The organism is Neisseria sp. P0017.S009, from assembly GCF_051957375.1.
Classification (GTDB): domain Bacteria; phylum Pseudomonadota; class Gammaproteobacteria; order Burkholderiales; family Neisseriaceae; genus Neisseria; species Neisseria perflava.
The window spans coordinates 74,255-87,097 of the sequence record NZ_JBQCWL010000003.1 but is presented as its reverse complement, the minus strand read 5'-3'; the positions used below and the strand labels follow the sequence as shown (position 1 = coordinate 87,097).

General features: G+C 47.9%; 16 protein-coding genes and 1 tRNA gene. 14 read left to right on the top strand and 3 right to left on the bottom strand.

Features of this window, described 5'->3' with window-relative positions; all coding sequences use genetic code 11:
• Positions 1-2: 2 nt before the first annotated feature.
• Both ACTHTG_RS04830 and ACTHTG_RS04825 read right to left on the bottom strand, forming a co-directional pair.
• On the bottom strand, positions 3-332 hold the full coding sequence (locus tag ACTHTG_RS04830) for a rhodanese-like domain-containing protein (protein WP_003679997.1): 330 nt from the start codon (positions 330-332) through the stop codon (positions 3-5).
• Positions 333-382: 50 nt separating this feature from the next.
• On the bottom strand, positions 383-1,039 hold the full coding sequence (locus tag ACTHTG_RS04825) for a protein-L-isoaspartate O-methyltransferase family protein (RefSeq protein ID WP_308538553.1): 657 nt from the start codon (positions 1,037-1,039) through the stop codon (positions 383-385).
• A 183-nt stretch (positions 1,040-1,222) separates the two neighbouring features.
• On the opposite strand from ACTHTG_RS04825, the gene tpiA reads away from it, so the two are divergent.
• From tpiA to ACTHTG_RS04800, 5 genes are all read left to right on the top strand, one after another.
• On the top strand, positions 1,223-1,996 hold the full coding sequence (gene tpiA, locus ACTHTG_RS04820) for a triose-phosphate isomerase (protein WP_004519014.1): 774 nt from the start codon (positions 1,223-1,225) through the stop codon (positions 1,994-1,996).
• 7 nt (positions 1,997-2,003) lie between these two features.
• A complete protein-coding gene (secG, locus tag ACTHTG_RS04815; RefSeq protein ID WP_004519013.1) occupies positions 2,004-2,363 on the top strand; it encodes a preprotein translocase subunit SecG in 360 nt (119 codons plus the stop codon).
• A 15-nt stretch (positions 2,364-2,378) separates the two neighbouring features.
• A tRNA-Leu gene (locus ACTHTG_RS04810) sits at positions 2,379-2,464 on the top strand.
• A 90-nt stretch (positions 2,465-2,554) separates the two neighbouring features.
• Positions 2,555-3,112 carry a UbiX family flavin prenyltransferase gene (locus ACTHTG_RS04805; protein WP_004519012.1) on the top strand — a complete coding sequence of 186 codons (558 nt, stop codon included), beginning with the start codon at positions 2,555-2,557 and terminating at the stop codon, positions 3,110-3,112.
• Positions 3,113-3,165: 53 nt separating this feature from the next.
• Complete coding sequence (locus tag ACTHTG_RS04800; RefSeq protein ID WP_004519011.1) at positions 3,166-3,600, top strand: pyridoxamine 5'-phosphate oxidase family protein; 435 nt, start codon at positions 3,166-3,168, stop codon at positions 3,598-3,600.
• A 53-nt stretch (positions 3,601-3,653) separates the two neighbouring features.
• Here the strand turns inward: ACTHTG_RS04800 and ppk2 are convergent, their stop codons facing one another.
• Positions 3,654-4,583, bottom strand: a complete 930-nt coding sequence (gene ppk2, locus ACTHTG_RS04795; protein ID WP_004519010.1) for a polyphosphate kinase 2 — start codon at positions 4,581-4,583, stop codon at positions 3,654-3,656.
• Positions 4,584-4,749: 166 nt separating this feature from the next.
• On the opposite strand from ppk2, the gene ACTHTG_RS04790 reads away from it, so the two are divergent.
• From ACTHTG_RS04790 to atpG, 9 genes are all read left to right on the top strand, one after another.
• Positions 4,750-6,534 carry a bifunctional chorismate-binding protein/class IV aminotransferase gene (locus tag ACTHTG_RS04790; protein WP_004519009.1) on the top strand — a complete coding sequence of 595 codons (1,785 nt, stop codon included), beginning with the start codon at positions 4,750-4,752 and terminating at the stop codon, positions 6,532-6,534.
• A 101-nt stretch (positions 6,535-6,635) separates the two neighbouring features.
• Positions 6,636-7,496: a ParB/RepB/Spo0J family partition protein gene (locus ACTHTG_RS04785; RefSeq protein ID WP_039861871.1), complete on the top strand. Its 861-nt coding sequence runs from the start codon at positions 6,636-6,638 to the stop codon at positions 7,494-7,496.
• A 280-nt stretch (positions 7,497-7,776) separates the two neighbouring features.
• Positions 7,777-8,130, top strand: coding sequence for an ATP synthase subunit I (locus ACTHTG_RS04780; protein ID WP_049336018.1), 354 nt, complete (start codon positions 7,777-7,779; stop codon positions 8,128-8,130).
• Positions 8,120-8,986 (top strand): F0F1 ATP synthase subunit A, encoded by an 867-nt coding sequence (gene atpB / locus ACTHTG_RS04775; RefSeq protein WP_003748099.1) that lies wholly within the window; start codon positions 8,120-8,122, stop codon positions 8,984-8,986. Before ACTHTG_RS04780 ends, atpB begins: the two co-directional genes overlap by 11 nt.
• A 64-nt stretch (positions 8,987-9,050) precedes the next feature.
• Complete coding sequence (gene atpE, locus ACTHTG_RS04770) at positions 9,051-9,287, top strand: F0F1 ATP synthase subunit C (protein ID WP_004519005.1); 237 nt, start codon at positions 9,051-9,053, stop codon at positions 9,285-9,287.
• Positions 9,288-9,360: 73 nt separating this feature from the next.
• Positions 9,361-9,831 (top strand): F0F1 ATP synthase subunit B, encoded by a 471-nt coding sequence (locus ACTHTG_RS04765; protein WP_003708446.1) that lies wholly within the window; start codon positions 9,361-9,363, stop codon positions 9,829-9,831.
• Positions 9,832-9,835: 4 nt separating this feature from the next.
• A complete protein-coding gene (locus tag ACTHTG_RS04760; protein WP_004519004.1) occupies positions 9,836-10,369 on the top strand; it encodes a F0F1 ATP synthase subunit delta in 534 nt (177 codons plus the stop codon).
• 10 nt (positions 10,370-10,379) lie between these two features.
• Positions 10,380-11,927 carry a F0F1 ATP synthase subunit alpha gene (gene atpA, locus ACTHTG_RS04755; protein ID WP_003676111.1) on the top strand — a complete coding sequence of 516 codons (1,548 nt, stop codon included), beginning with the start codon at positions 10,380-10,382 and terminating at the stop codon, positions 11,925-11,927.
• Positions 11,928-11,951: 24 nt separating this feature from the next.
• Positions 11,952-12,827, top strand: coding sequence for a F0F1 ATP synthase subunit gamma (gene atpG, locus ACTHTG_RS04750; RefSeq protein ID WP_004519003.1), 876 nt, complete (start codon positions 11,952-11,954; stop codon positions 12,825-12,827).
• Positions 12,828-12,843: the final 16 nt, after the last annotated feature.

Here is a 12,843-nt window from a genome sequence, read left to right as displayed (position 1 = left end):
ATTCAATATCGCATCATTTTGCTGTCTACCTGCATTGCCCAAGCATCAATACCGCCTTGCAGGTTGTAGAGGTTTTCAAATCCGGCGTCTTCCAAATACATTGCCGTGTGCAGGCTGCGGATGCCGTGGTGGCAATAGACAACAATGGGTAAATCATCGTCGGGCAGCTCGTTTTGGCGCAGGGGGATGAGGTTCATCGGGATATGAATGGCGGCGGGCAGGGTGCAGATGGCGCGTTCTTCATCGGTGCGGACGTCGAGCAGATGAAATGCGCGGCCTTCGTCCTGCCATTGTTTCAATTCGGTGGGCGAGAGTTGGATGATGTCGGTCATAGGGTTGGGTAAAAGCATGAGGCCGTCTGAATTTTCAGACGGCCTGTTGTTTAAAAATCGAAATCGCCAAACGGATTGGCCGATTTGTCTTCCAAGTGTGCCACGACGGTGTCAAATAATACTTTTTCGGAAAACTCATTGCCGTTACGCGTCAGCAAAAGCACGCGTTGTACCGGTTTGCGACCGACAATGACCACCATGCGGCCGCCATCTTTCAATTGCTCTTTTAAGATTTCAGGTACGCTGTCTACTGCGCCGCCCACATAAATCGCATCAAAAGGAGCGCCTTGCGATGCTTCGGTCAGGCCGTTGTTTTGCACATAATCGACGTTGGTAAAGCCCAATTCGTCCAAAACTTTTTTGGCGCGTTGCTGCTGCTCGGCGTCGATGTCGTCGGTCACGACTTTGCCGGCCAGTTTGGACAGCAGGGCGGTTGCATAGCCTGAGCCTGTACCGATTTCTAAGACAGTTTCGTCTTTTTTCAGTTTCAAGCCTTGAGCCAGGCGGGCAACGACTTTGGGTTCCAACATCTTATGGCCGTTGGTCAGCGGCAGCTCCATATCTGCATAGGTCAAACCTTGAAAAGCCTCGCCGACAAAATGTTCGCGCTCGATCTCCTCTAAAGCATCCAAAATGTCGAAGTCCAAGACATCCCACGGACGAATCTGCTGTTCAACCATATTGAAACGCGCTTTTTCAAAGTCCATATTTGTGCTCCGTTCAATTCTTAATTTTATCGAAGCATACATTATAAATCCTTGTCGGAGAGTGTGCCATCTTTCAGACGGCCCCGGAGGCCCGTTAATAATTGCCAAGCGCACATATATCCACTAAACTTTCACATTACACGACGCTACAGCAAGCAACAACCAACACACGGAGCAATAAAGATGTATCACCAAATCGGAATGTGGGACCAAAAATGGGTTATCGGCAACTGGAAAATGAACGGCCGACTCCAAAACAACAATGCACTTATGCACCGCTTCCGTGTCATGCCAACCGCAGAACGCGTGTTAATCGGCCTGGCTGCTCCGACCGTTTATCTGTTGCAACTGCACAACGCCATGCAGATTGTTTTGAACAACCGCATCTTGACCTGTGCGCAAGACGTGAGCCGTTTCCCAAATAATGGCGCGTACACTGGCGAAGTGTCCGCTGAAATGCTTGCCGACATCGGTACAGATATCGTCCTCATCGGCCACTCCGAGCGCAGCCTTTATTTTGGCGAGAAAAACGAAATCCAACGCCGCAAAATGGAAAACGTCCTCAACGTCGGCCTGATTCCATTGTTGTGCGTCGGCGAAAGTTTGGAAGAACGCGAAGCCGGTAAAGAACACGAAGTCATTGCCCACCAGCTTTCCATCCTGCAAGGTTTGAACACCAAAAACATCGCCGTTGCCTACGAGCCGGTTTGGGCGATCGGTACAGGCAAAGTCGCCACCGTCGAACAAATCGCCGACATGCACGCATTTATCTACAAAGAAATCTTGTCTTTGTGCGGAAGCGATGTTAAAATCCGCGTTCTTTACGGCGGAAGTGTGAAAGCGGATAACGCGGCCGACATCTTCGCAGTACCTCATGTAGACGGCGCATTGGTTGGTGGCGCGTCATTATCATATGACTCCTTTACCGCCATCATCAACGCAGCACAAGCCTCGTAGAAAACATATGGAAGCCTTTAAAACCCTTATCTGGATTATTAATATTATTTCCGCTCTATTCGTAATCGTGTTAGTATTGCTGCAACACGGTAAAGGCGCGGATGCCGGCGCAACATTCGGTTCCGGCAGCGGTAGCGCGCAAGGCGTATTCGGTTCTGCCGGTAATGCCAACTTCCTCAGCCGCTCGACTGCCGTTGCTGCAACATTTTTCTTTGCGACTTGCATGGCGATGGTGTATATTCACACTCACTCCAGTAAGCATGGTTTAGACTTCAGCGATGTGAAGCAGACCCAGCAAGCTCCTAAGCCTGCAACGCCTGCACAAAACAATACAACTCCTGTTGCTCCGAATCCTCAGCAGCAGTAAGACAATTTAATTTATGCCGACATGGTGGAATTGGTAGACACGCTATCTTGAGGGGGTAGTGGCCATAGGCTGTGCGAGTTCAAATCTCGCTGTCGGCACCACATTAGGAAATCTAACCGCTTTTTAGCGGTTATTTTTTCGTCTTGAGAATCTGCCTTTCATTTATCTTTAGGCCAAGACAGGGAAATACAATGAAGCGTTTGGTTGTCGGCATCAGCGGTGCCAGCGGTTTTCAGTATGGCGTGAAGGCTTTGCAGCTTTTGCGTGAGCATCAGGTAGAAACGCATTTGGTGGTTTCGCAAGGGGCGGAGATGACCCGTGCTTTGGAAACGGATTACACTAAAGAAGACGTTTATGCTTTGGCGGATGTCGTGCATTCCGTCCGTAATGTCGGGGCAAGTATTGCCAGCGGATCGTTTTTGACGGATGGAATGTTGATTGCGCCGTGTTCAATGAAAACCTTGGCTTCGGTTGCTCACGGGTTTGCCGATAATTTGCTCAGCCGTGCGGCGGATGTAACATTGAAAGAGCGGCGCAGGCTGGTGTTGATGGTGCGTGAAGCGCCGTTAAACTTGGCACACATCGACAATATGCGCCGTGTAACAGAGATGGGCGGCATTGTGTTTCCTCCCGTTCCGGCTCTGTATCAGAAGCCAGAATCCATCGAAGATATGATTACACACAGTGTCTCTCATGCTTTGGACTTGTTCGGTATTTTTCAAACCGATGCGCCGCGCTGGCAGGGCTGATGTTTCAGACGGCCTGAAAATAAATTGAATACACTGAGAAAGAGGATAAAATCATGCAAGCGATTCCTACCAATATCGTTAAATTTTTGAGCAATCATCATGTCGTCAGTATTGCCGCTGCGGCAGACGGCGAAGTTTGGGCGGCTTGTTGTTTTTATGTGTTTGATGAGGCGAATGCCCGATTGATTGTGTTGACTTCTTTGAAAACGAAACATGGCGGAATGATGAGCCGTTCTGCCAAAGTAGCCGGTACCATTGCCGGTCAGCCTGATAGTATCACAAAAATCAGCGGCATTCAGTTTGCGGCGACTGCCGCTTTGATTGAGAATGAAGCGGATTTGAAAGCGGCGCAGTCTTTATTTTACAAAGCGCATCCTGCTGCTCGAGTGATGAAAAGTGATGTCTGGGCGTTGAATTTGGATAATGTAAAATTCACTGACAATAAATTGGTATTCGCACAAAAAACGTACTGGAATCGCGAGGATTAAGAAAAGGCCGTCTGAAAGATGAAATTTCAGACGGCCTTTGGTAAGGTTACAAATTAATCGTGTCCGAGCTCGACAGTTTTGTCTTTGTAACGTGTATCAGGAACCAAAACGATTTTCTCGTCCACTTTGCCGATGGCTTTCACGTCTTTGCCCGGATAGTCCAGCTGGTGCAGGAAGTAGCGGATACAGTTCAAACGTGCACGTTTTTTGTCGTCGGAGCGGATGATGACCCAAGGCGCGTCGCCGGTATGGGTGTGGAAGAACATGGCGTTTTTGGCTTCGGTGTAGTCGTCCCAGCGGTCGAGCGACTGGATATCCACAGGGGACAGTTTCCAGTGTTTCAGTGGGTCGTCACGACGGGAGATGAAGCGGCGGAGTTGTTCTTCACGGGATACGGAGAACCAGAATTTGAACAGATGGATACCGCTGGCAACAAGCATACGTTCCAATTCAGGAGTTTGACGCATGAAGAGCAGGTATTCGTTAGGTTCGCAGAAGCCCATTACGCGTTCTACGCCTGCACGGTTGTACCATGAGCGGTCGAAGAATACCATTTCGCCTGCGGTCGGCAGGTTTTGGATGTAGCGTTGGAAATACCATTGGCCGCGTTCGGTAGTGGTTGGTTTTTCCAAAGCAACCACGCGCGCGCCACGCGGATTCAGGTGTTCCATGAAGCGTTTGATGGTACCGCCTTTACCGGCTGCGTCGCGGCCTTCAAACAGGCTGACAATACGCTGACCGGAATCTTTAACCCAGCTTTGTACTTTCAACAATTCGATTTGCAGCTTCTGTTTTTCTTTTTCGTAAACAGAGCGGCGCATACGTTGTTTGTATGGGTAGTTGGCAGGAAGCGGTGCGCTGCTGGAATCTTCGTCAGTGCCGCGTCCTTCGTGTTCCAAAACAGCCTTTTCGAATACTTGCAGCTGGTCTTGTTTCTCGCCCAGTTCAACATTCTCGAACGGTTCTAATTGGTGGTCTGCCATAAAGTCTCCTTATCGATTAAGTTTTAAATGATATGGTGTGGTATGGTTTGATTCTACCCTTTTATACTTCGTTCGACTACATAAAATTACATTCGAGTGCTTTTTTTGAATTTGTCTGCTAACTTATGTAAAAGCAGCGTATAATCAGCCTATTTGTACAGCAATCATGCCTTATTTCGCCCTGTTTGACGATGCCGTGAGCGGCCGAGCAAAACTCTATCAAAATCATGTAGAAAGCCATCGGTTTTATCATAACGAACTGGATTCGTTAACAAGTATTTTGCAAGCCGGCTGGAAAAAGGGTTTGCATGCAGTGTTGTTTGCAGACTACGAATTCGGATTGCCACTGATGGATATTTCATCCGCGCACAGTGGCAATTTGCGTTTGCACTGGTTTGCCGATTGTTCCGAAATCGATGCCGAAAGCTGGCTGGCCAATCATTTAGACGGCCTGGCGGCAGGCATCTCCACTCCCCGATTCTCCATATCCGAAGCCGATTATCTCGAGCATATCCGCCAAATCCACGAGGCCATCCGCCGTGGCGATACCTATCAAATCAATTACACCGCACGCCTGCACCTGCAAACTTACGGCAATCCGATTCAGCTTTACCGCCGTTTGCGCCAGCCTGTGCCGTATGCTGTTTTGTCTTGTCTGCCCGACGGGGCAGGGCAGGAAGCGTGGACTTTGTGTTTTTCTCCCGAACTTTTCCTCAAAATCGATTCAAACGGCCTGATTACAACCGAGCCGATGAAGGGCACTGCGCCGATTCTTCACGATGGGCAAGATGAACGCCGCGCCGTTGAATTGCAAAACGACCCGAAAAACCGCGCCGAAAATGTGATGATTGTCGATTTGTTGCGCAATGACCTCGGCAAAATCGCGCAAACAGGCAAAGTACGCGTGCCTGAACCGTTTAAAGTTTCCCGTTTCGGCAGTGTTTGGCAGATGACCAGTGCCATCGAAGCGCAGGCGCTGCCTGATGTTTCGGTTGCCGATATTCTCCGCGCAGCCTTCCCGTGCGGCAGTATTACTGGTGCGCCCAAACGCATGAGTATGCACATTATTGAGTCTCTTGAGTCCGAACCGCGTGGTTTGTACACAGGCAGCATTGGCTTTTTGCATCCGTGCGATACAGGTTTGGGGTTTGAAGGTGTGTTTAATGTTGTGATCCGCACCTTATCCCTGAAGCCCGTTTCAGACGGCCTTTATCAAGGTGTTTATGGCGTGGGTTCGGGGATTGTGATTGATAGCGACCCTGAAGCCGAATATCGCGAGTGCGGTTGGAAGGCGCGTTTTCTGAATGACTTGCGGCCTGATTTCGGTATTTTTGAAACCATGCGCGTGGAATACAAACAATGCCGTTTGCTCGATTTGCACTTAGGCCGTCTGAACAGATCGGCACAAGCGCTCAACCTGTCTTGGCCTCAAAATGCAATAGAGCAAATTCAACATTATATAGATGAGTTGCCAAGTGGGTTATTTAGAGTCAAAGCAGCTTTGTTTTCAGACGGCCTTTCATTGAGCCATGGGGCTGTTTCTGAATTGGATGGGCAGCAATACGTCATCCTGAGTGAACACACATTAAACCAACGCGATTATCTACGCCGTTTCAAAACCACACGCCGTGAAATTTTTGACCAAGCATGGAAAACGGCAGAAGGGCAGGGTGCATTTGACAGTCTGTTTTTCAATTCAGACGGCCTTTTGTTAGAGGGTGGAAGAAGCAATGTGTTCGTCAAATATCAAGGACAATGGCTCACGCCGTCTTTGGATTTGGATATTTTGAACGGGGTAATGCGCCAAGCGGTATTGAAGCAGTCTCAGCTATATTTAGGTGCAGATACAATCAAGGAAGCCCACATCACGCGCGCTATATTGGAAAATGCGGAAGAAATCCGTTTGAGTAACGCTTTAAGGGGCGTGTTTGCGGTTTCGCTCCGTAAATAAATGGCAATAGTCAAATCATCGTGATTCAAATTGTCGTAAAGCGGCAATATCCGATAGAATACGTCATTTCAACAATGAGGTCGTCTGAAAGGGAAAACAATATGGCAAAAGCAAAAGGTGGATTGGGACGCGGTTTGGATTCGCTGATTTCCAATGCAGTGGACAGCAGCAGTAGCGACCGCCTGACAACGGTTGCCATCGCCGATATTCAGCCCGGCCGTTATCAGGCGCGTGTGCAAATTGATGACGAAGCTTTGCAGGAATTGGCCGATTCCATTAAAGCGCAAGGCATTATCCAGCCGGTTATCGTACGCGAACGTGGTTTGTCTCAATATGAATTGATTGCCGGAGAACGCCGTTGGCGCGCTTCCCAGTTGGCCGGTTTGACCGAAATTCCCGTCGTCATTAAAACCATCAGCGACGAAACTGCGTTGGCCATGGGTTTGATTGAAAACTTACAACGTGAAAACCTGAATCCGATTGAAGAAGCGCAAGGTTTGAAACGCCTTGCCGATGAATTCGGCCTGACTCATGAAACCATCGCAAAAGCCGTCGGTAAAAGCCGTAGTGCCATCTCCAACAGCCTGCGTCTGTTGAGCCTGCCTGAGCCGGTTCAGGAAATGCTTTACCAACGCCGTCTGGAAATGGGTCATGCCCGCGCGTTGCTGACCTTGCATGTGGTTGACCAATTGGAGTTGGCACAAAAAGCCGTCAAAAACGGTTGGTCGGTACGCGAGGTAGAGCGCCGCAGCCAGTTGGCACATCAAAAAGCCAAACCGGAAGCAACCAAAACCATTAACCCGGATATCCGCCGCATCAATGATGCATTGACCGAGCATTTGGGCGTTAATGCCGAAGTCAAAACCAGTAATCAGAAAAAAGGCAAAATCGTGCTGCATTTTGATACGCCGGAAACATTCGAATATTTGCTGAAGCAGTTAGGCATCAATCAAGCGTTCTAACGGCTTTATAAACAGAACGGGCCGTCTGAAAAAAGCTTTTCAGACGGCCTCAATTTTTGAAAAAGCGTAGAGCGTATAAATGTTTACAATACAAATCAAAATCTTCTGTAAAATCTGTGTAGCAACATGTAATTTGTGTTAAACTCCGTTCCTGCAAAGATTTGTTTTATATGTGTTAATCATTTATCTGTGAAAGGTTCACAAAGATTAACATATTGCTTGACGTTAATAAACTTCTTGATTATATTAATTTACCTTGCGTTTTGGGGTGTGAAGTACAATGAATCAGATAGTCCCATTGCAAGTGATTGTATTGTTAATAATTTCAGTTGTTTGTGCGTTATTTTCCGGATTGCCCGGCTTCCTCTCTGCTTTTGCGGGAGGATTTTCGTACATTTTGCCTACCCTAGTTGCAGTTTTACTTTTAAAGTTTTCCCGACGAAATCCTGATCTGCAAAGTTCGATGTTTATCGGCGGAGAGGTTTTAAAAGTAGTGCTGTCGCTGGTATCTATGTTGGTCGTTTTTGCGATATGGCATCGATCACTGGTATTTTACCCATTTTTATTGGCGTTTCTTGGCGTCAGTCATTTGGTTTTTTTAGTATTGTTGAGAGTGAAACACTATGGCAGGTGAAACTATGACCGCTGCCGACTACATCAAGCACCACTTGCAAAGCTTGACCAGTATGTCGGATGTTACTCAGGGTCAAGGACTGAAAAACATTGCTGATTTTTCGTTCATTAACCTTGATGCAATCTTTTTTGCCGTTCTGTTGGGCGTAATCGGCAGCTTCCTTTTGTGGCGCGGTGCCAAAAAAGCGACGGCCGGTGTTCCCGGTCGTTTCCAAGCGGCTGTTGAAATTCTGTTCGAATTCGTGGATGACATGTGTAAAAGCATTATCCATAACGAACAATCGCGTAAAGCCGTTGCCCCGTTGGGTCTGACCTTATTTGTCTGGATTCTCTTGATGAACGCCATGGATATGCTGCCGGTTGATTTGCTGCCGATGGCATGGCAAGGCATTACCGGTAATCATCATGCCCTGTTGCGCGTCGTGCCGACAGCTGACTTGAATACGACTTTGGCTCTGGCGATTGGCGTATTGCTGATCTGTATTTACTACAATGTCAAAATCAAAGGCCTTGGCGGTTGGATTCACGAGTTGTTCTGCGCACCTTTCGGTCCGTGGCTTGCTCCGGCCAACTTCCTGCTGAACTTGGTAGAGTTCTTGTCCAAAACCGTATCCCACGGTATGCGGTTGTTTGGTAATATGTATGCTGGCGAGCTGGTGTTCCTGTTGATCGCTCTGTTGGGCGGTGCATGGGCGTCAACCGGCAGTGTCGAAACTTTGGATCCGATTTTATTTGTGTTCCACCTGATTGCCGGTTTGGCTTGGGCGATTTTCCACATTTTGGTCATCACCTTGCAGGCATTTATTTTCATGGCGTTGGCGTTCGTATATATCGGACAGGCGCATGATGCACACTAATCAAGTAGTTTTTTTGTAGTTTGTTTTTTGTAGTTTAACCTTTACTATTTTAAGGAGTTTAAAAATGGGTTTGATTGCTATCGCATGTGGTTTGATCGTTGCCTTGGGCGCATTGGGTGCCTCTATCGGTATTGCAATGGTTGGTTCTAAATACTTGGAATCTTCTGCTCGCCAACCTGAGCTGATCGGTCCTCTGCAAACCAAACTGTTCTTGATCGCTGGTCTGATCGACGCGGCTTTCTTGATCGGTGTGGCTATTGCCCTGTTGTTCGCCTTCGTTAACCCGTTTAGTGGTGCGTAATCAAGACGGAGCGATCCGTTCAGATACAGGCTTGCCGTCTGTTTGATTAACCCAGATACGAAGGTTAAGTAACGTGAATATTAATGCAACCTTATTTGCGCAAATCCTAGTTTTCTTTGGCTTGGTATGGTTTACGATGAAATTCGTATGGCCTCCGATCGCCAAAGCATTGGATGAGCGTGCCGCAAAAATCGCCGAAGGCTTGGCTGCTGCCGAGCGCGGTAAGAGCGATTTTGAGCAGGCAGAGAAAAAAGTTGCAGAACTTATGGCCGAAGGGCGTAATCAGGTAACCGAAATGGTTGCCAACGCCGAAAAACGTGCTGCAAAAATTGTAGAAGAAGCCAAAGAGCAAGCTTCTCATGAAGCAGCACGCATTGCAGCCCAAGCAAAAGCTGATGTAGAGCAAGAAGTTAACCGTGCACGCGAAGTGTTGCGCGAACAGGTCGCTTCATTGGCTGTTAAAGGTGCGGAATCTATCCTGCGTAAAGAAGTCGATGCTTCCAAACATGCAGATCTGCTCAGTGCCTTAAAACAGGAGCTGTAATCTTATGGCAGAGTTCGCAACGATTGCCAGACCTTATGCGAAAGCATTGTTTAGTCTGGCTCAGGAAAAAAACCAAATCGAGTCTTGGTTGGGCGAACTGAAAGAACTCGCAGCGGTTGTTCAGGATGAGAAAGTCATTGCTTTCATCGAGCAGCCGGAAACGGGAGCTTCCGAAAAGGCAGAAACGCTCAAAGGTCTTGTCGGTATCAAAAATGTCGAATTGGCAAATTTTATTACCGTTTTGGCCGAGCAAAAGCGTTTGCTGGTATTGCCGGAAATTTATGCCCAATATCAAGATTTGACCTTGATACACAACAATACGAAATCGGCAGTAATTTACAGCGCGTATGAGCTCAGTTCTCAGCAGCTGGCCGATGTTACCGATATCCTGACAAAACGCTTCAACAGCAAATTGGATGTGGTAGCTAAAGTTGCCCCTGAATTAATCGGCGGCATCAAAGTAGAAGTGGGTGATCAGGTCTTGGATTTGTCCGTACAAGGCAAACTGAATGCTTTGTATGCGACTATGACAAATTAGGAGAGTTTTCATGCAGCTTAATCCTGCTGAAATTAGCGATTTGATTAAAGCTAAAATCGAAAATCTGTCCGTCAATGCAGAAGTGCGTACCCGTGGTACCGTTGTTTCTGTTACAGACGGCATTGTGCGCATTCATGGCTTGTCAGACGCGATGCAAGGTGAGATGCTCGAATTCCCCGGTAACACTTTCGGTCTGGCCATGAACTTGGAGCGTGACTCCGTCGGTGCCGTAGTGTTGGGTGAGTACGAACACATTAAAGAAGGCGATACAGTTACCTGTACCGGCCGTATTTTGGAAGTGCCGATCGGTCGCGAACTGGTTGGCCGTGTGGTTGATGCATTGGGTCGTCCTATCGATGGTAAAGGTCCAATCAACACAACATTGACTGCTCCAATCGAGAAAATTGCACCGGGTGTGATTGCGCGTAAATCGGTTGACCAACCAATGCAAACCGGCCTGAAAGCCATTGACTCTATGGTTCCGGTTGGTCGTGGTCAACGTGAGTTGATCATTGGTGACCGTCAAACCGGTAAAACTGCCGTGGCACTGGATGCCATCGTTAACCAAAAAGGTACAGGCGTTATCTGTATTTATGTGGCTATCGGTCAAAAAGCATCTTCTATTGCCAACGTAGTACGCAAATTGGAAGAGCATGGCGCGATGGAGCATACCATCGTGGTTGCTGCAACTGCTTCTGAAGCCGCTGCACTGCAATACATCGCTCCTTACTCCGGTTGTACCATGGGTGAATTCTTCCGTGACCGTGGTGAAGATGCGTTGATCGTATACGATGACTTGTCTAAACAAGCCGTTGCATACCGTCAAATTTCTCTGCTGTTACGCCGTCCTCCTGGCCGTGAAGCATATCCTGGCGACGTATTCTATCTGCACTCCCGTCTGTTGGAACGTGCAGCCCGTGTCAGCGAAAACGAAGTTGAAAAACTGACCAATGGCGAAGTAAAAGGCAAAACCGGTTCTCTGACTGCGTTGCCAATTATTGAAACCCAAGCCGGTGACGTATCAGCATTCGTACCAACCAACGTAATCTCGATTACAGACGGCCAAATCTTCTTGGAGACCGACTTGTTCAACGCCGGTATCCGTCCTGCAATCAATGCCGGTATTTCCGTATCGCGCGTAGGTGGTGCAGCACAAACCAAAGTCATCAAAAAACTGGGTGGCGGTATCCGTTTGGCGTTGGCACAGTACCGTGAATTGGCAGCGTTCTCGCAATTTGCTTCCGATTTGGACGAAGCAACGCGCAAACAGCTGCAACACGGTGAAGTAGTTACTGAATTGATGAAACAAAAACAATTCAGCACATTGAACACTGCCGAAATGGCATTGACTTTGTGGGCGATCAACAACGGTTCTTACGCAGATGTTCCGGTATCCAAAGCCTTGGCTTTCGAAGCAGAATTCTTGAGTTTCGTACGTACGCAACATCCTGAGGTTCTGGAAGCGATTAATGCATCAGGCGCAATGTCTGACGAAAGCGAAAAAGCATTGACCGAAGCCATGAAATCTTTCAAATCTTCTTACGCTTACCAAGCATAAGTATTGAGATGAAAGGAGTCTGAAATGGCAGTCGGAAAAGAGATTCTCACCAAAATCCGTAGTGTTCAAAATACCCAAAAGATCACTAAAGCGATGCAAATGGTGTCGACCTCTAAAATGCGGAAGACTCAAGACCGGATGCGCTTAGCGCGTCCGTACGCCGAAAAAGTGCGTACAGTGATGAGCCATCTTGCACAAACTAATGCCGATCATGGTATCAAATTGTTGGAGCCGCACCGCGAAGTGCGTCGTGCCGGTTTCATTTTGATTACCTCGGACAAAGGTTTGTGCGGTGGCTTGAACGCAAACGTACTGAAAAAGTTTTTGGCGCAAGTTCAAGAGTATCAGGAACAAGGCATCGAAGTCGAAGTCGTGTGCCTGGGTAGTAAAGGTTTGGCTGCATGCCAAAGCATCGGTTTGAATGTTATTGCCAGCGCAACCAATTTGGGTGATACCCCAAAAATGGAATTGCTGCTCGGCCCTCTGACCGAAATCTTCCAACGTTATGAGAAGCATGAATTAGACCGTATCCATATGGTTTACTCACGTTTCGTCAATACAATGCGCCAAGAGCCGCGTATGGAAGTTTTGCTGCCTATCGGTGAAAACGTTATTGACGACGGAACAGGTCATTCTTCATTTACTTGGGAATACCTCTACGAGCCGAGTCCTATCGCCGTATTGGAATATTTGGTTCGCCGCTATTTAGAGTCTGTGGTTTATCAGGCATTGAGCGACAACATGGCATCTGAACAAGCCGCGCGTATGGTAGCGATGAAAGCCGCAACCGATAACGCAGGTAATGCCATTAAAGAATTGCGCTTGGTGTACAACAAATCGCGTCAAGCCGCGATTACCACAGAATTGTCAGAAATTGTAGCAGGTGCAGCGGCAGTTTAATGCCGTCTGAAGCCTG